This is a genomic window from Gilvimarinus japonicus (genome assembly GCF_042847215.1).
GTDB lineage: Bacteria > Pseudomonadota > Gammaproteobacteria > Pseudomonadales > Cellvibrionaceae > Gilvimarinus > Gilvimarinus japonicus.
This window is the reverse complement of record NZ_AP031500.1, coordinates 797,766-815,372: the sequence shown is the minus strand read 5'-3', so window position 1 is coordinate 815,372 and position 17,607 is coordinate 797,766. Positions and strand designations below refer to the sequence as shown.

The following is a 17,607-nucleotide window of genomic DNA, read 5'->3' as shown; positions in this document are numbered from 1 at the left end:
GACTTACACCATGAAAAAAACGTTTTATCTTTGCAGCTTATTACTCAGTCTATATGGCCCTCAACTGGCCGCGCAAAACGCCGGCACGCCCGATCCGTATTTGGCTCAAGCGTTTGATGGCATCTGGCAAATGGAACGCAACGCCACCCACATGCTCACCGAGCAAGTGCATACCCATGTAGTCGACGACACCTTTCGGCAAGAGCCACAGCATAAGAACGCCCCGGTTTACCTGCGCGAGTCGGGTGATACCGGCGCGATCGAATACCGCAAAAAACGCTACCCTGTTGGCGACACCCCCTGGGGCGGCTTGCCTCACCTTGACCCCGACACAATGCGCCTACTCGATATCACTATGGAGCAAACCAACTATTTAGTCCTCTCGGGCCTGGGCGAGGGAATTTTCTCTACCACCAACTGGAAGCAATACCGCTTTTTACACGTGCTAGACGTTGGCCGAGGCCGTGGCATCGTAAATTACTACCCGCTATTCGCCGATGCCGGGTTAGGCGAACAGGTGCTCGGACGCCTGCCCGGCTCCAATTACCTTAACTACGCACGCTTAGTGCCTACTGACTGGAACTTCGAGCGTCAAGCCACACGCTACGAAATTTTGCTCTACGAGCTGGGCCGTAACGGCATCAAGCGCGTGATTAAAAACGATGCCCCTCTATCATATGTGTTGCAAAAAAATACTAACGCCCCCCAGTGGGAATTAACACTCACAGCGGAAACACCTGTGGCCGACAGGCTCGATGACCAAGGCCATTACTTTACCGCCGCCCGGTTATCGCAGTCGCAGTACCAAAACCTCTACGGAAAGAAATCGCGCTAAGCCACACCGCGTTTTGACAATTTAGGAATCATTATGAGTGAAATCAGCCGCACCGCCCTGTTCGGTAAACTAAACTCGCTGGCCTACAAGGCTATCGAAGGGGCCACCGTATTCTGTAAATTGCGGGGCAACCCTTATGTCGAATTAGCGCACTGGTTGCATCAAATTGTGCAACTTAATGACAGTGACCTCCACCGCATCGTACGACACTACCAGCTCGACAGCAGCGCGATTGCCAACGAGCTAATACAGGCACTAGAAGCTCTTCCCAGCGGCGCCAACGTCATCAGTGATTTATCACCCAGTGTCGAAGACGCCGTCGAGCGCGCCTGGGTATACGCCACTTTAATGTATAACCACAACCGGGTTCGCAGTGGCACGCTTTTACTTGGGCTGCTCAAAACCGCCAACCTTAAACACAAACTCGGGCAAATCTCCCCCACCTTAGCGAGCATTTCAGTCGACACACTGGCCGACAAGTTACTTGGCATTATTGCCGACTCGCCCGAAGATCAACTGAGCGCCAACGACACCAGCGAGCTACAACTGGGCGCCCCCGGCGAAACCAGCGGCGCTATGGCACCCGGTGCTCTGGGCAAACAGCAAGCGCTGCAACAGTTTACGGTTGATTTAACCGAGCAAGCGCGCAACGGTGAAATCGACCCGGTAACCGGTCGCGATGACGAAATCAGGCAGATTATCGATATCCTAATGCGTCGCCGACAAAACAACCCACTGCTAACCGGCGAGGCCGGTGTAGGCAAAACCGCCGTCGTCGAAGGGCTTGCATTACGCTTAGCTCAGGGCGATGTACCGCCACCGTTAAAAAGCGTGAGCTTACGTTTGCTGGACATCGGCTTGCTGCAAGCGGGCGCGAGTATGAAAGGCGAATTTGAACAGCGCTTGCGCCAGGTAATCGATGAAGTGCAAGCCAGCGTCAAGCCCATTATTTTATTTATCGATGAGGTTCATACATTAGTAGGTGCTGGCGGCGCCGCTGGCACCGGCGACGCAGCCAACCTGCTAAAACCCGCCCTGGCCCGTGGCACATTGCGCACCATTGGTGCCACCACCTGGAGCGAGTACAAAAAATACATCGAAAAAGATCCGGCCTTAACCCGTCGCTTCCAGATCGTGCAAGTGGGTGAGCCCGACGAGGCCAAAGCCATCAACATGTTGCGCGGCATCAGCGCCAACTTAGAAAAACACCACCAAGTATTACTGCTGGACGAGGCGATCACCGCTGCCGTTAAACTATCGCACCGCTACATTCCCGCACGGCAACTGCCAGATAAAGCCATCAGTTTACTCGACACCGTCTGCGCCCGTGTTGCCGTGAGTCAACATGCCACCCCCGCCCAGCTCGAAGATTGCCAGCGCGCCATTACCAGCTTGCAAATCCAAGCCGATACCATCGCCCGCGAGGCAGCACTAGGGTTACCAAACCAAGCCCAAGAGCAACAGTGTCAAGAGCAATTAACACAACTGCTGAGCCAAGAGGCCGAGCTTACCCAGCGCTGGCAACAAGAACAACAGTTGATCGATGAGCTATTGCAACTGCGCCAACAACTCCACCAGCACCGTTTGAAAAAAACGGCATCCGACTCAAACAACACGCAAACCACCGAGCAGAACGAAGATGCGAATAGCGCGCCCAGCGCCGACGAGCCACAACCCCAAACTGCGCCTCAAGCAACGCTAGAGGAGTTGCTACAACGCCATCAACAAGCGATGCAAAAATTGACCGATTTACAAGGCGAGAACCCATTAGTGCTGCTTGCGGTCGATGATACCGCCGTGGCCTCGGTAGTAGCCGACTGGACCGGTATCCCCGTAGGACGCATGGTGCGCGATGAAATCACCAGCGTGTTGCAACTAGCCGACAACCTCGATCAGCGAGTTATCGGCCAAAGCCACGCGTTAGAACAAATCAGCCGTCGCATTCAAACCGCACGCGCTCACCTTGACGCCCCCAACAAACCCATCGGCGTATTTATGTTGGTCGGCCCCTCCGGCGTCGGCAAAACCGAAACCGCGCTGGCGCTGGCCGAAACCCTATACGGCGGTGAGCAAAACCTTATTACCATTAACATGAGTGAATTTCAGGAAGCTCACACTGTATCCACCTTAAAGGGTGCGCCTCCCGGCTACGTCGGTTATGGCGAGGGCGGCGTCCTAACCGAAGCCGTGCGGCGCAAGCCCTACTCGGTAGTGCTACTCGACGAAATCGAGAAAGCCCACCCGGACGTTCACGAGTTGTTTTTTCAGGTATTTGATAAAGGCTGGATGGAAGACGGCGAAGGCCGCGCGATTGATTTTCGCAACACCGTCATATTGCTCACTTCCAACACCGGCACCGAGCGGCTAACCAGCCTGACCCGCGACCCCGAGCTAATGCCCGAGCCCGATGCGCTAACCCGCGCTATGCGCGAACCATTACTCGAAGTGTTTCCGCCAGCATTTTTAGGGCGTCTGGTGGTCATTCCCTACTACCCGCTCAGCAACCAAACGCTGGCACAAATCGTTAGGTTGCAACTCGACCGAATTGCCAAGCGCACCGGCGAGCAACACGATATCGAATTTAGCTACGACCAAGCCGCTATCGATTTAGTGATTCAGCGCTGCACCGAGGTCGAGTCCGGCGGTCGCATGATCGACACCATACTGACTCACAACTTACTGCCAGTTATTAGCCGCGAGTTACTGACCCGCATGGCTCAGGGCGCCGCCTTAACGCACATTCATTTAAGCGCCGAGCACGACGATTTTTACTACAGCTTCTCGCCCCAACAAAGTGAGCCAGCCGCCCACACCGCCCTACCCACTGGCACGCGCCAACAGTTGGCGGCCCTTGACGTGGTATAAAGGATTAACCCATGGAACGCATATACAACCTCATCAGCCCGCTGGACGCCGAGCAACTGCGCTTTAGCGCACTGCAAGGGCGCGAGTCACTCTCGCAACTGTTTCAGTTTGACCTGACGTTAACCAGCCCCAGCGGCGACATCACCCCGGCCGACTTACTCGGCCAGCCTCTCACCCTTGAGGTGGCTCTGGCCGACGGCGGTACGCGCCACCTAAACGGCCAGTGCACCGAGTTTCAAAGCCTGGGCAAACACGGCCGCCAGTACCTTTACCGTGCGCGCCTGCGCCCGTGGTTGTGGTACGCCACCCAACGCCAGGACTACCGCATTTTTCAAAACTCAAGCGTGCCCGACATGGTCAAACAAGTGCTGGCCGCCTACCCGTTTGAGTGTCGCTTTAACCTGTGCGGCCGCTACCGCCACTGGGAGTACTGCGTGCAGTACCGCGAGAGCGACGCTAACTTTGTGATGCGCCTGCTCGAGCACGAGGGCATTTGGTTTTACTTTGAGCACAGTGCCAGCGGCCACACGTTAGTGATGACCGACGACATCGGCTTGGCCAGCCCGGCACCGGCGTACGCTAGCTTGCCGTTTCAGGAGGCCGGCGCCACCGAACCCAATAAAGACTTTATCGACCGCTGGCACGGCGCCGGCAGCGTTACCTCGGGCAGTTATCAAGCGCGTGACTACAACTTTGAGCAAGCCAGCGCCTTGCTCGACACCCAGCGCGCACAACCCGCCAACCATCCGTTTGGCAAACTCGATGTGTTTGACTACCCGGGCAGCTACCCCCACGTGGATGACGGCGACGGCTACGCCAAAGTGCGCGTCGAAGAGCTGCGCAGCCCCCACCAGCGCAGCTATGGCAAGGCCTCGGCGCGCGGCATTGCGCCCGGCTACCTACTCACCCTGGAGCAGCACCCGCAGGCGCACCACAACCAAGAGTATTTAATGGTCGCTTGCGACTACGACTTTCAGGCCAACGATTACGAAGCCGATACCGGCGCCGCACCGTTTGTGATGCAAGTACAATTTGAGGCACATGCCAGCCACGAGCCCTACCGCCCCGCGCGCCTCACCCGCAAACCCCTTACCCACGGCCCCGACAGCGCCGTGGTCAGCGGCCCCGCGGGCGAAGAGATTTACACCGACGAGCACGGCCGGGTTAAAGTCCACTTTCACTGGGATCGCTACAGCGGCCGCGACCAAAACAGCTCCTGCTGGATTCGTGTCTCGCACCCCTGGGCCGGCGCCGGCTTTGGTGGTATTCACGTACCGCGTATCGGCCAAGAGGTCTTGGTGGATTACCTAAACGGCGACCCCGATCGCCCCGTGATTACCAGCCGTGTGTACAACAACCTGCAACCGGCGCCCTGGTCGCTGCCGGCCAACGCCACCCAGTCGGGCTTTTTAACCCGCTCAACGCCCGCCGGCACCTGGGAGCAAGCCAACGCCTTTCGCTTTGAAGACAAAATCGGCCAGGAGCAAATCTGGCTGCACGCGCAAAAAAATCAAGACATCGAAGTCAACAACGACGAAACCCACTGGGTGGGGAACGATCGCACCAAAACCATCGACCGCGATGAAACCACCCAGGTAAAACGCGACCGAACCGAAACCGTCGATGGCAACGAAACCATCACCGTGCACAAAACCCGCACCGAAGAAGTCGACGGCGATGAAACCATCACCCTGCACAGCAACCGCCAAGAGCGCGTCGATAAAAACGAAACCATCAGCATCGGCGACAACCGCACCGAGGATGTGGGTAAAAACGAGAGTATTACGGTCGGCGATAACCGCCATAAAACCATTGGTAAAAACGAGACCGATCACATCGGCAAAAGCTGGTCGATTAACGTCGGCGACAACAAAAACGAAACCATTGCCAAGGCCAGCATGCAAAACGTCGGCTTAGCGCGCATGGACAACGTCGGTGCCGCCTACAGCCTAAACGTCGGCGCCGCCATGAACACCATCGTCGGCCTCAGCAACTCAGAGCAAACCGGCTACAGCAAAAGCGTCACCGTCGGCCAAAGCCAAACCACCACCGTGGGCACCACCGACACCACCACCGTAGGTGAGGAATTTAGCCTAACCGCTGGCGGCGCTGCCAACATCACCATGAACGCGGACAGTATTACCCTAACGGTGGGCGATGCGAGTTTAGAGATGACGAGTGATGGGACGCTTAGCATTAATGGCCAAGAAATCACCATTCACGCCAAAGGCGAGCAAACCTTAAAAGCCGATGGCAACTTAACGTTAAAAGGGGACAAAATCCTTGAAAACTGATGCATCCTCAGACGGCCCACACCAGCAGGCCGACAACGCGCTGGATACACTGATCCAACGTCCGCGCACGTCTGAGCGGTTAAGTTTACCCAACAAGGTTGACGGTATCGTCATAGGTACGCTTGAGCGATTGGATGATCACGGCACCGCCTACATCACCCTAGACACCTACGGCTTATCCGACTTGCCAGCGCGCAGCCTAGTCGCCTTAAGCCAAGCTCACCAAGGCCAAAGCGTAGCGGTTGGTTTTGAGGCAGGCAACCCCAGCGCCCCCCTCGTACTGGGACTATTGCAACATTCAGCACCCACGGCTGTCGCGCCAACGCATGATGTATCAGAGGTTCCGAGCAGCGAGATAACCCCGGATAACAACACCGAGTTGCACATCGAGCAACAGGGCACACGCATTTTAATTGAGGCCGAACAAGAACTAGAGCTGCGCTGCGGTGAAGCGGTTATTTTGCTTACCGCCGACGGCCACATACAACTGCGCGGCGGTTACATCACCAGTCACGCGGATGCCTCCCAGCGCATCCGTGGCGGATCGGTGCAGATCAACTGAGAACCCCATGGAATTAATTGTTAACAACCGTGCGCTCAGCGCCAGCGTATCCACCGCTTTCGATGTGCGCGGGCAAGAGCATCTCGTCATCGTCGCCAAGGCCAGCTGGAGCATTCCCCCGCCAGGTCAGCGCCCTCGCCCGTTGGCGGCGCCGGCGTTTTGTTACTCAGATCAATACACGGGGGAGCCTGGCTTAACCGCCATGGTGTACGGCAACGATTTTGCGTTGCACAAAAACGCTTGCGACATTATTTTTGATGCCTGCGCCCATACCCCGCAGGGCAAACCGTTGCGCATTCTAGAGGTCGGCTTTCGCATCGGAGCACTGGCTAAATCAGTACGCGTTACCGGCGAGCGATACTGGCGCCAGCGGTTAGGCATACCGTATTTAACCCAGCCCGCCCTCTTTACCACCATGCCTTTGCATTACGATTTAGCCTTTGGCGGCAGCCTAAGCCGCAACCCCAAAGACGCGGCGGCCCCGATAGACACCTACCTGCCCAACCCGGTAGGCACAGGCTGGACCAGCAAGCACACCCGCAACCAGCTTGCCAACCAGCGCGCGCCGAGCCTCGAGTACCCCACCGACGCCATTACCCACGGCCAAGGCAAGCATCGCCCAGCTGCGTTAGGCGCCATTGGCAGCCATTGGCGCCAGCGCGCGCAATATGCCGGGACGATGGATGAGCATTGGCAAAAAAACATATTCCCGTTTTTGCCCGAAGATTTTGATGAGCGCTTTCACCAAACCGCCCCACACGATCAACAAATGCCCGCCCCCCAAGGCGGCGAGACTGTGATACTGGCAAACCTAGTTAAAAACCGCCCACACATCGAATTTTTGTTGCCCGCCGTTGGCCCCATGCCGGTTCGGGTACTGCGCAAAAACTACACCACCGAAACCCTCAGCGCCCACGCCGACACCGTGTTTTTTGAAACCGAGAAAAATCGCTTTTCGGTCGTTTGGCGCAGCCACACACCGCTGCAAAAAAACCTGCGCGAGATCAACTGTGTCGCCGTTGGCAAAGTCAGCCAACAGTGGTGGCAAAGCAGAGTCATGGGCACGGATAATTGCGAACCCTGCAATAATCAAGAAAATAACGGCGATAACCTATGATGCAGCCCAACAAAACATTCAGCCCCATGCACATCAGTGGCGCCGGTATTTGTTGCTCACTAGGCATGAGCTTAACCGCCGTAGATTGCGCCCTGCGCGCTGGGCTGGATCAATTCAGCCACAGTAACTTTACCGATTCAAAAAACGAATCTCTGCGTGTTGCGCAAATGAGCACAGAAGAGCTAACCGGTTCTGACCGCTTAGCAAAGTGGTGCGCACTCGCCATAGACGAGAGCATCACCCATGCCTCGCATCCACAGAAAAACAGCCCTATTGACTTATCAACTACCCCACTACTGCTACTGGCCGCCGAACGCGACCGACCGCATAGTAACGATCACTTTTATCGCGATATTTTCAGCGCAATACAGCAGCACACAAATACAGATTTTCATGAAAACTCTCGCATCATCACCTCGGGGCGTGCCGGTATAGGAATCGCCTTACAGCTCGCGCAGCAATGGCTGGTATCCGAGCCGATCAACAACATCATTATCGCTGGGGCTGACTCATTTTTAGACAGTGCCACCATCAACCACTATGCAGGGCAGCAACGGTTATACACAGCACAAAACAGCGACGGTTTTATTCCCGGTGAAGCCGCCGCCGCTATCATCGTGAGCCGTCAAGAAAGCTCAGCAGATACCACAACAATTCTTGGCGTAGGGGTCACCCAAGAGCAGCGGCCAACCAATAACACCGCCCCCAACCGTGCCTTTGAGCTAACGCATGCGCTCGCACAAGCTATAACGCAATCAAGCATCCCCTATTCGGCTTACACCCACCGGTATTCCGATCAGAACGGAGAGAGCTCCTTTGCCCGAGAAGCCGCACATGCGTTAACCCGTTTGGGTGCTAGAGGGCTTAAACAGCTCAGCACCCAAACAACCGCCGACTGCACTGGCGAGATCGGCGCAGCCACAGGGCCGCTGATGCTCGCATGGGCAAGCAGGCTATCGAGCAGCGTAACTCTTGGGCCAAGCATTGCCCATCTAGCCAACGATGATGGCTTACGAACCGCCATTGCCTTATCGGCATCACACACACCACACCGGGAACCTACCCTATGAGAACTTACGTGTACGCAAACGATCAAGAAATCTGCTGCAAATCAGTTGGTCAGGACGGGGTAGCAGTAGCGGCCTTTCCAGACTCCTGCTGGAGCCCGCCCGCACCCGGCGCAGGGCCTCTGTTAATCCCCTACCCCAACAGCAACTTTGCCAGCAACCTTAAGAAAGGCTCTACCAGCGTCTGTATTGGTAATTCCGCAGTCGCGTTAAAAGACCAATCGTACTTGGATAAAAGCACCGGCAACGAGCCAGCCACCAAAAACTTTAGCCAAGGGTTGAGCACCGCCACTATTAAGGGCAAAACCTATTTTACCGACTGGTCGCAAGACGTAAAAATTGAAGGTCTCAACGTGTGCTGTAACATGCATTCCACCACCCACAACCACGGATAGGATATCGACAATCATGGGAACACAGCCCAACACCGTCTCATCGCACTTCATGTCGGTAGCCTCAACCAAAGAATCCTGTAAATCAGACAAAAAAGAGATAGAAAAACACTGCAAGCCGACACCCGAACGTAACGAAAAAGATAACAACGGCAAAAGGAAACCACCCAGAAAAAAAGGTGGCGTACTCGGTAAAATCAATAAAACCATGGAGACGATTGACGAAAAAACCAAAGATCTTGCCGGATATGAGCGAAAAGTCACCCGCGGAAAACCGAACAACGATGCCATTGTTGGTAACGCTTGGATGGACGAGCACTGCACGGGCCTGTGGTTAAAACCACACGAGAGCAACTTAACCTCCATTAACGAGCTAACGGACACCTACAACCAAAAGTTAACAGAGCTAAAAGAGTCGGTAACCAAACTCAACAGCGCTGGCGAGATATTCAGTGAAATGCTGTCGCTTTTGTGGGAAGAGAGCATGTGGTCCACACTAAAAATAGGCGGTAAGTTTTTAGGGAAATCAGCCATTAAAGCCATTGTGGGCGGAGCCTCCGCTACTACTGGTGCGGGCCTCGTCGTTACCGGAGCCATGGCCGCCTGGACAATTAAAGACCTGTACGACACCATTGGCACCGTTGCGGAGTTATTAGGCGATAAAGGCGCAGCATTAAAGCAAGCTTTTAACGAGATAGGAAACTTAGATGAGACCGTGGCCAAACTCCAAAAAGAGCTGGTCGATGACCCGGTAAAGGGCCTTACTAACACCATGACCACACTGGCAAAAATAAACCCATGTGTGCGCGCACGTAAATGCTTGCTAGTGCCCTACAAAAACACCAAAAGCAAAAAAAAGACCGTCAAAGACGGCAACGGCTGCTGCCCGGGGCAAACGGGCCACCACATTATGCCCAACGCCATGTTTAAAGATAAAGACAACAAAAGCGTGTGCCCCGGCTATAACTATAACGAGGCCCCCGTTATGTGCCTGGAAGGCACTAACAACGCCAAGGGCTGGGGCAGCCATGGCAGTGCCCATAGCAACTTAGAAGTTGACATGAAACACTACCGAGACGAGCGGTTCGAAAAAAATCAGAACACGGATGTCATATCTTATAAAGAGGGATCTAAAATTTGCATTGACGCAGTACGTGAAGCCGCCGCCAAAAACTGCGACCCAGAATGCCTGCAAGCGCAGCTGGATCACCACTACAACCAATGCAAAGATCTAGAGGCCGAAGCCAGCGACGAAAACGAAATCAACGCAGGCACTGTTGAAAAGCTTGAGCCTAATGCTGGGAAGGGCGCGTTAACCAAAATCGACAAAGAACCTACCCGTACGATCCCAGGAAACTAAAGGAGTCAAAAATGATAAGCCTACTGGAGTACAAAGAAGTATTGAAAAAATACTCGATCACGGACTGCGCCATCAGAACAAAAGATATCTTTATGTTTATCGGGTCTGAGATATTAACCGATGAAGAAATCGATGAGTACGATGAAGGAAACTACGATCTAGCCACTCGACCTAAACGGGTAATTGTGTTTTTTCGGGAGCCTTTTGAGGATGGAAGACAATGGTTTTACGACGATCTCATTGGCTGGCACACCTGCCGCATAGGCGCCACCAACCACCCCAAAAGTCACTCCATTACGATCGCGAGCGATGACTTAGAAGATCGCGTTTACGTTACGGGAAGTGGTCCGGCCCATGAGGACACCCGCATCCAAGCAATTGCACGCGGGGGTGTTCGAAGAGGTGCTATAACACGATTGAAAACCATTGATGGCTGGCTTTATTTTTGTGGGGGACGTCGAACAATAGCAAAGCGCTTAGATGAGAGCAGCTGGATATCACTAGTCGGCACGTTGCCAGTATTGGATACTGGCGACACCATCAGAAATATTACCGAAGCTGGATTCTCCGACATCGACGGTTTTAGCGAGAATGACCTGTACGCCGCAGGCGGCCATGGTGACGTATGGCACTTTAACGGCCAGCAGTGGCGCGCCATCGCCTTTCCCAGCAACCAAACCTTGAAATCCATGTGTTGCGGCGGCGACGGCAAAGTGTACATCTCCGGCTACGAAGCCGAGACCTATATGGGCCGCGACAACAAATGGAAAAAGATCTACAGCGGTGGCATCTCCACCGGCTTTAGAGACATGGTGTGGTTTGGCGACAGAGTCTGGTGTACCAATGACTACGGCGTGTGGACGATTTATAAAGGTAAAGTAAAGCGCGCCGACCTACCCGCCAATATCGAGGCGTGCGCCGGGCACCTATACGTTAACGACGGCGTAATGCTACTCGCGGGCTTAAGCGGTGCCGCCTTTTGCGAAGATGGCGAATGGACCCTGCTGTTTAACTCTTTCACCATGAACAAGCTGGTTGAAATTGACGAGCACGAGGGCTAGTGCACCCATGCAATCGTTACGCTCCTTACGCGCCCCCATCCCCGAGATCATAAAACGCCACACTGGTGACGCGGCGTTTTATTGGGGCCAGTGGGATAAAGCCCGCTACTCTTTTATCGTTGATGCCGAGCGTTTGGCGCACATCGAGCATCTGCTTTGCGCCCACCTAAAAGATAAAGACAACAAAAGCGTGTGCCCCGGCTATAACTATAACGAGGCCCCCGTTATGTGCCTGGAAGGCACTAACAATGCCAAGGGTTGGGGCAGCCATGGCAATGCCCATAGCAACTTAGAAGTTGACATGAAACACTACCGAGACGAGCGGTTCGAAAAAAATCAGAACACGGATGTCATATCTTATAAAGAGGGCTCTAAAATTTGCATTGACGCAGTACGTGAAGCCGCCGCCAAAAACTGCGATCCAGAGTGCCTGCAAGCGCAGCTGGATCACCACTACAACCAATGCAAAGATCTAGAGGCCGAAGCCAGCGACGAAAACGAAATCAACGCAGGCACTGTTGAAAAGCTTGAGCCTAATGCTGGGAAGGGCGCGTTAACCAAAATCGACAAAGAACCTACCCGTACGATCCCAGGAAACTAAAGGAGTCAAAAATGATAAGCCTACTGGAGTACAAAGAAGTATTGAAAAAATACTCGATCACGGACTGCGCCATCAGAACAAAAGATATCTTTATGTTTATCGGGTCTGAGATATTAACCGATGAAGAAATCGATGAGTACGATGAAGGAAACTACGATCTAGCCACTCGACCTAAACGGGTAATTGTGTTTTTTCGGGAGCCTTTTGAGGATGGAAGACAATGGTTTTACGACGATCTCATTGGCTGGCACACCTGCCGCATAGGCGCCACCAACCACCCCAAAAGTCACTCCATTACGATCGCGAGCGATGACTTAGAAGATCGCGTTTACGTTACGGGAAGTGGTCCGGCCCATGAGGACACCCGCATCCAAGCAATTGCACGCGGGGGTGTTCGAAGAGGTGCTATAACACGATTGAAAACCATTGATGGCTGGCTTTATTTTTGTGGGGGACGTCGAACAATAGCAAAGCGCTTAGATGAGAGCAGCTGGATATCACTAGTCGGCACGTTGCCAGTATTGGATACTGGCGACACCATCAGAAATATTACCGAAGCTGGATTCTCCGACATCGACGGTTTTAGCGAGAATGACCTGTACGCCGCAGGCGGCCATGGTGACGTATGGCACTTTAACGGCCAGCAGTGGCGCGCCATCGCCTTTCCCAGCAACCAAACCTTGAAATCCATGTGTTGCGGCGGCGACGGCAAAGTGTACATCTCCGGCTACGAAGCCGAGACCTATATGGGCCGCGACAACAAATGGAAAAAGATCTACAGCGGTGGCATCTCCACCGGCTTTAGAGACATGGTGTGGTTTGGCGACAGAGTCTGGTGTACCAATGACTACGGCGTGTGGACGATTTATAAAGGTAAAGTAAAGCGCGCCGACCTACCCGCCAATATCGAGGCGTGCGCCGGGCACCTATACGTTAACGACGGCGTAATGCTACTCGCGGGCTTAAGCGGTGCCGCCTTTTGCGAAGATGGCGAATGGACCCTGCTGTTTAACTCTTTCACCATGAACAAGCTGGTTGAAATTGACGAGCACGAGGGCTAGTGCACCCATGCAATCTTTACGCTCCTTACGCGCCCCCATCCCCGAGATCATAAAACGCCACACTGGTGACGCGGCGTTTTATTGGGGCCAGTGGGATAAAGCCCGCTACTCTTTTATCGTTGATACCGAGCGTTTGGCGCACATCGAGCATCTGCTTTGCGCCCACCTAAAAGATAAAGACAACAAAAGCGTGTGCCCCGGCTATAACTATAACGAGGCACCCGTTATGTGCCTGGAAGGCACTAACAACGCCAAGGGCTGGGGCAGCCATGGCAAAGCCCATAGCAACTTAGAAGTTGGCATGGATGCCTATCGAAATAAACGACTCAGAAACAATCAAGATACGGACGTCATCTCTTACAAAGAGGGCTCTAAACTTTGCATCGACGCAGTACGTGAATCCGCCGCCAAAAACTGCGACCCAGAATGCCTGCAAGCGCAACTGGACGACCACTACAAGCAATGCAAAAAAGCCGATGGCACATCGGCAACGCTACGCCCCGCTGACGGCGGCGGCAAGTTTATTGAGATGACTCCTAAAAATACGCCAAAACCCACACCAAACAGATAAGAGCTTCTTCTATGATCAATCTAGAAAGTTACGATCAAATATTTAAAAAATACTCCATAACTGATTGTGCCGTTCGAGCTAACGACATGTTTGTTTTTATTATCTCTGAAATTCTGACGGATGAAGAGGTTGAATACTACCAAGAAAATGATTACGACCTAGACTACCGTCCCAAAAAAATTGTCAGTTTCTTTAAAGATCCGGATGAAAATGGGGACCAATGGTTTCAAACCCACCTAATCGGCTGGGACACCCCACGCATCGGAGCGTGCAACCAACCGCGCAATCACTCCATCACACTTGAAATATCGACCCGTCTGGACCATCAGGCTTTTATAACCGGCAATGGCCCTGCCGAGAAAATGCCTTTCCCACCCAGAGTTGCCAAAAACGGCGTTCCGCTAGGTGGGTTTGTTCGAGGCGGTATTCGTCGGACGAAAACTATCGATGGCTGGGCCTACGCCGTTGGCGGCAACCGCACATTAGGCAAGTTTTTAGACAAAGGGCAGTGGCAACCACTTAATAAAGACTTACCGGAGATTCCTCGAGAGCAAAGAACCACAATGTCAGCCTCAGGCTTCGAGGATGTAGACGGTTTTAGCGAAACCGACATTTACGCTGCGGGCGGAAGAGGCGACGTCTGGCATTTTGATGGTGAGAACTGGACCCCCATCCCTTTCCCGTCTAACGATCCTTTAGAGTCACTTTGCTGCGCGGGCGATGGCTATGTGTACATCTCGGGCTACGAAGGCATTACCTTTAAAGGCCGCGGCGACCATTGGACCATGATTAACCGCTACGGTATTACCCTTGGCTTTAGAGACATGGTGTGGCACAAAGACCGTGTTTATTGCACCAGCGATTACGGCTTATGGGAGATTGTGGATGACAAGGTGCAACGCGTCGATGTACCCGATGAAATTACCGCCTGCTCGGGGCATTTATACGCTAACGATGGCGTGATGCTACTGGCCGGTTTAGGCGGTGCGGCCTTTTGCGAAGATGGCGAATGGACGCTGCTGTACAACAGCTCCACCATGGACACGCTAGTAGAGCTAGAAGCGTTAGAGCCACAAAACAACGGTTAAGGAAAATCATGTCTCGCCTTGCAGCCTTTCGGCAGCCTATTCCTGAAATTATTAAACGCCACGCCGGTGACGCGGCGTTTTACTGGAGCCAGTGGAGTAAAGCCCGTTATTCATTTATCGTTAATGCCGAGCGCTTGGCACACATCGAGCACCTGCTGTGCGCTCATCTGGACGGGCTCACAGAGGCCGCCGACACCGGCTGGCAAGAAGCGTTTGGTAACCTAAAACGCTGGAAGGGCCCCGGTGAAACATTTGTTTGTGTGTTACTGGCCTTGCAACACGACTCACAAGAGCGGTTTACGTTGATGTGGCCCACCCTAGAAGCCAACGCTCACGATTGCGCCCGTGGGTTTATCTCGGCATTGGCGTGGCAACAACAGCGCTCGCCCTCACCTACCCCGTGGTTAGATCACTGGCTGAAAACAGCCGATTCACCGCTGCTAACCACCGTAGCTTTAAGGGCCAGCGCCTGTGTAGGGCAAATTCCGTTAGAGCACGCGACCACCGCCTCGCAAGCCGATAGCGCCCACGTTAGGGCCGCCGCGTGCCGCACCTTAGCGCGCCACCCCAATAACCCAGAGGCGGCCGCCACGTTACTTCATTTAACCAATAATACGGCGCCCAATGTGGCCATAGAGGCCGCTATCGGGTTATTACACCAAGGCGGCGACTCGGCCACAGCGCAACAAGCGCTTAACGCGCTGCATAACGCCATCCTTGCCGCACTACCCAGCCTAACCGCCCTAAAAGGCAGTAAGCGTCGCAATGCGTATCGGCAACTCAGGCGCTGGCTGTTTTACTGGGCGTTTTATACTCCAATTAAACAACGCGAATTTGCAGTAACCCTCGAGCAACTGCCCCCGCTGCTGCAAATAGAGGCCATTGGCTGGCATGGCGACAGCGCGCATGTAGACCACCTCATTAAGATGATGCACACCCCCGAGCTAGCACCGGCGGCGCTGGCACACCTAGAGCTACTCACAGGCTGCGATGCCGAAGATTTACACCTAACCGCGCCAATCGACCAAGCACAGCTGGATACCGCGCAAAATTTACCGCCCGAGTATCAAGCCATGCCATTCCCCAATGTGGCCGCGGTAACGCACTGGTGGCAAGCCCAGCAACCCATCGCAGCCGCCACGAAAGTGTTGCAGGGCAAGCCCCTTGAGCAAAATCAAACCTCGCTCGAACACTGCCAAACACTGATCGCCATCGCACCACGGCGTATCGCCCGAATCGCCCAGCAGCACTGCGTGGTTATATCCGTTAGCGCGTAAAGGAATTTACAATGACCCACACCCTACTCGACCCTTGGGACGATGCGGCAAAAATCGCCAACACGTTAACCCAACCCAACAGCACTCTTGTCATCGCACTGGGCGCCGAATGGTGTCATCTATGCACCGACTTTAAGCCGACCTTTTACGCAGCCGCCGCAACAAACACCACCAACGTATGGCTGTGGTACAACCTAGAAGAGCACGAAGAGCTACTGGGTGACTTTTACCCAGAAACACTGCCTTTAGTGTGGGTATACCAAGGCCCACAACTAACCCGCTACGGCACCCCAACTATAAAAGAGCCGACCGACAATACAAAACAAACAACGGCCGATTTTACACAAACTGTACCCATCATGACTGAAGCCCCTAAGCCAGAGATAGACCTACGCCGCTTTTTACTTCAAGAGAACTGGGCGGTTTAGTAAAAAACTTACAACCAACCGTGCAATACAACTTAGAAAATCTCGACCATACAAGGAGGTAATATAGATTAACACCTAAAATCATTAACAAAACTCACTTAAACAACGTTCAACATCAAAGGATTAAACAATGTTAAAACCAAACGGACACTTTCTTAATGCGAAAAAATCTCTCTTCGCCTTTATCGCGATATTCGCATCGGCCCTATGTGCGGCTGAAAAACCAGAAACCGCCGAGCTTATAAAAACACTAAAAACTGAGCAGCTGGTAAAAACCGCCGTCGTCGAAACCAACAAGTACCAAATGGAGAAGCGTTTAGTTGCATCTAACGGTGAAAAAGATAAAGAGCTAGAAGAAAAGCTGAACAACTTTTCCAGAAAGATGGAAAAACTTCTTGACTGGAATGAGATAAATACGCTTGTCGTAAAAAGCATTGAGTCAGAGTTTAGCCCAGAGGAAACACAGCGGCTCACTCAGTTCTTAAAAACAGATTCTGGTCAAATCTATGTCAATGAGTATCAAGCCGCTAGCATACCGATGAGTTTTGCGTTAGACGGTTTCGTCGATACGATTGTCGACCAAGCTTTTGATGATGGTAAAATCACACTAGAAAAAATTGAAGAAGGAAGTGACAGTGAATTAACAACAGCAAAAAATCTAATTGCTGCCTTAACGGTGCCCGAACAGGAAGCCGCCCTTAAAGATAAGCGCGAACAAATGGTAGGCTACATAGAGAAGTTTCAGGGCGAATCAGAAGGGGGCGATAAAAATCAAGCCGAGTCGGTTATAAAATCGTTTAATGCGCTTTTTAACTACGACCAGATCTTGCTGCAACAGGCGCAAGTACTAAAGCAAGAGATGTCCAGAGACGACATCAAAAACCTATTATCGTCGATTGAGTCAGACGACCATCAGGCCTTACTGCAGCGTTTAGCTAAAGCAAACAACGAAGCCACGCAAAAGTACTCCATGTCGCTAATGGGCTCTAAAGACCTGTCAGACCTTATTATGGAGTTAATGTAACACC

The 17,607-nt window shown here is 53.2% G+C and carries 16 protein-coding genes; all 16 read left to right on the top strand.

What is annotated here, in order from left to right; genetic code table 11:
• Positions 1-10 precede the first annotated feature (10 nt).
• The 16 genes from ACGHAD_RS03435 (at position 11) to ACGHAD_RS03360 (ending at position 17,603) form a co-directional block, all read left to right on the top strand.
• The gene (locus ACGHAD_RS03435) at positions 11-835 is read left to right on the top strand and encodes a hypothetical protein (protein WP_382413883.1); all 825 of its coding nucleotides are present in this window, start codon (positions 11-13) and stop codon (positions 833-835) included.
• Between the two features lie 33 nt (positions 836-868).
• Entirely contained in the window at positions 869-3,700 is a 2,832-nt protein-coding gene (gene tssH / locus ACGHAD_RS03430) for a type VI secretion system ATPase TssH (RefSeq protein WP_382413885.1), read from the top strand.
• Positions 3,701-3,711: 11 nt separating this feature from the next.
• Positions 3,712-5,994, top strand: a complete 2,283-nt coding sequence (locus ACGHAD_RS03425) for a type VI secretion system Vgr family protein (RefSeq protein WP_390403326.1) — start codon at positions 3,712-3,714, stop codon at positions 5,992-5,994.
• On the top strand, positions 5,984-6,556 hold the full coding sequence (locus ACGHAD_RS03420; protein ID WP_382417114.1) for a DUF6484 domain-containing protein: 573 nt from the start codon (positions 5,984-5,986) through the stop codon (positions 6,554-6,556). Before ACGHAD_RS03425 ends, ACGHAD_RS03420 begins: the two co-directional genes overlap by 11 nt.
• Before the next feature lie 7 nt (positions 6,557-6,563).
• On the top strand, positions 6,564-7,673 hold the full coding sequence (locus tag ACGHAD_RS03415) for a DUF2169 domain-containing protein (protein WP_382417112.1): 1,110 nt from the start codon (positions 6,564-6,566) through the stop codon (positions 7,671-7,673).
• Complete coding sequence (locus tag ACGHAD_RS03410; RefSeq protein WP_382417110.1) at positions 7,670-8,743, top strand: hypothetical protein; 1,074 nt, start codon at positions 7,670-7,672, stop codon at positions 8,741-8,743. Before ACGHAD_RS03415 ends, ACGHAD_RS03410 begins: the two co-directional genes overlap by 4 nt.
• Positions 8,740-9,135, top strand: coding sequence for a DUF4150 domain-containing protein (locus tag ACGHAD_RS03405; RefSeq protein WP_382417108.1), 396 nt, complete (start codon positions 8,740-8,742; stop codon positions 9,133-9,135). Before ACGHAD_RS03410 ends, ACGHAD_RS03405 begins: the two co-directional genes overlap by 4 nt.
• Positions 9,136-9,148: 13 nt before the next feature.
• Complete coding sequence (locus ACGHAD_RS03400) at positions 9,149-10,492, top strand: HNH/endonuclease VII fold toxin-2 domain-containing protein (RefSeq protein WP_390403321.1); 1,344 nt, start codon at positions 9,149-9,151, stop codon at positions 10,490-10,492.
• A gap of 11 nt (positions 10,493-10,503) precedes the next feature.
• The gene (locus ACGHAD_RS03395; protein WP_382417067.1) at positions 10,504-11,553 is read left to right on the top strand and encodes a hypothetical protein; all 1,050 of its coding nucleotides are present in this window, start codon (positions 10,504-10,506) and stop codon (positions 11,551-11,553) included.
• A gap of 7 nt (positions 11,554-11,560) precedes the next feature.
• The gene (locus tag ACGHAD_RS03390; protein WP_390403318.1) at positions 11,561-12,154 is read left to right on the top strand and encodes an HNH/endonuclease VII fold toxin-2 domain-containing protein; all 594 of its coding nucleotides are present in this window, start codon (positions 11,561-11,563) and stop codon (positions 12,152-12,154) included.
• Positions 12,155-12,165: 11 nt separating this feature from the next.
• Complete coding sequence (locus tag ACGHAD_RS03385; RefSeq protein ID WP_382417067.1) at positions 12,166-13,215, top strand: hypothetical protein; 1,050 nt, start codon at positions 12,166-12,168, stop codon at positions 13,213-13,215.
• A gap of 7 nt (positions 13,216-13,222) precedes the next feature.
• On the top strand, positions 13,223-13,786 hold the full coding sequence (locus tag ACGHAD_RS03380) for an HNH/endonuclease VII fold toxin-2 domain-containing protein (protein ID WP_390403315.1): 564 nt from the start codon (positions 13,223-13,225) through the stop codon (positions 13,784-13,786).
• 11 nt (positions 13,787-13,797) lie between these two features.
• Positions 13,798-14,874 (top strand): hypothetical protein, encoded by a 1,077-nt coding sequence (locus ACGHAD_RS03375; protein ID WP_382413891.1) that lies wholly within the window; start codon positions 13,798-13,800, stop codon positions 14,872-14,874.
• 8 nt (positions 14,875-14,882) lie between these two features.
• On the top strand, positions 14,883-16,151 hold the full coding sequence (locus ACGHAD_RS03370; protein ID WP_382413893.1) for a hypothetical protein: 1,269 nt from the start codon (positions 14,883-14,885) through the stop codon (positions 16,149-16,151).
• 11 nt (positions 16,152-16,162) lie between these two features.
• Positions 16,163-16,579 carry a hypothetical protein gene (locus tag ACGHAD_RS03365; protein WP_382413895.1) on the top strand — a complete coding sequence of 139 codons (417 nt, stop codon included), beginning with the start codon at positions 16,163-16,165 and terminating at the stop codon, positions 16,577-16,579.
• Positions 16,580-16,709: 130 nt separating this feature from the next.
• Positions 16,710-17,603 carry a hypothetical protein gene (locus ACGHAD_RS03360; protein WP_382413897.1) on the top strand — a complete coding sequence of 298 codons (894 nt, stop codon included), beginning with the start codon at positions 16,710-16,712 and terminating at the stop codon, positions 17,601-17,603.
• Positions 17,604-17,607 lie beyond the last annotated feature (4 nt).

Excerpts from the sequence above, each read along its gene's own strand:
- ACGHAD_RS03435 (WP_382413883.1), top strand. The coding sequence starts at position 11 with ATGAAAAAAACGTTTTATCTTTGCAGCTTATTACTCAGTCTATATGGC.
- tssH (WP_382413885.1), top strand. The coding sequence starts at position 869 with ATGAGTGAAATCAGCCGCACCGCCCTGTTCGGTAAACTAAACTCGCTG.
- ACGHAD_RS03425 (WP_390403326.1), top strand. The coding sequence starts at position 3,712 with ATGGAACGCATATACAACCTCATCAGCCCGCTGGACGCCGAGCAACTG.
- ACGHAD_RS03415 (WP_382417112.1), top strand. The coding sequence starts at position 6,564 with ATGGAATTAATTGTTAACAACCGTGCGCTCAGCGCCAGCGTATCCACC.
- ACGHAD_RS03410 (WP_382417110.1), top strand. The coding sequence starts at position 7,670 with ATGATGCAGCCCAACAAAACATTCAGCCCCATGCACATCAGTGGCGCC.
- ACGHAD_RS03405 (WP_382417108.1), top strand. The coding sequence starts at position 8,740 with ATGAGAACTTACGTGTACGCAAACGATCAAGAAATCTGCTGCAAATCA.
- ACGHAD_RS03400 (WP_390403321.1), top strand. The coding sequence starts at position 9,149 with ATGGGAACACAGCCCAACACCGTCTCATCGCACTTCATGTCGGTAGCC.
- ACGHAD_RS03395 (WP_382417067.1), top strand. The coding sequence starts at position 10,504 with ATGATAAGCCTACTGGAGTACAAAGAAGTATTGAAAAAATACTCGATC.
- ACGHAD_RS03390 (WP_390403318.1), top strand. The coding sequence starts at position 11,561 with ATGCAATCGTTACGCTCCTTACGCGCCCCCATCCCCGAGATCATAAAA.
- ACGHAD_RS03385 (WP_382417067.1), top strand. The coding sequence starts at position 12,166 with ATGATAAGCCTACTGGAGTACAAAGAAGTATTGAAAAAATACTCGATC.
- ACGHAD_RS03380 (WP_390403315.1), top strand. The coding sequence starts at position 13,223 with ATGCAATCTTTACGCTCCTTACGCGCCCCCATCCCCGAGATCATAAAA.
- ACGHAD_RS03375 (WP_382413891.1), top strand. The coding sequence starts at position 13,798 with ATGATCAATCTAGAAAGTTACGATCAAATATTTAAAAAATACTCCATA.
- ACGHAD_RS03370 (WP_382413893.1), top strand. The coding sequence starts at position 14,883 with ATGTCTCGCCTTGCAGCCTTTCGGCAGCCTATTCCTGAAATTATTAAA.
- ACGHAD_RS03365 (WP_382413895.1), top strand. The coding sequence starts at position 16,163 with ATGACCCACACCCTACTCGACCCTTGGGACGATGCGGCAAAAATCGCC.
- ACGHAD_RS03360 (WP_382413897.1), top strand. The coding sequence starts at position 16,710 with ATGTTAAAACCAAACGGACACTTTCTTAATGCGAAAAAATCTCTCTTC.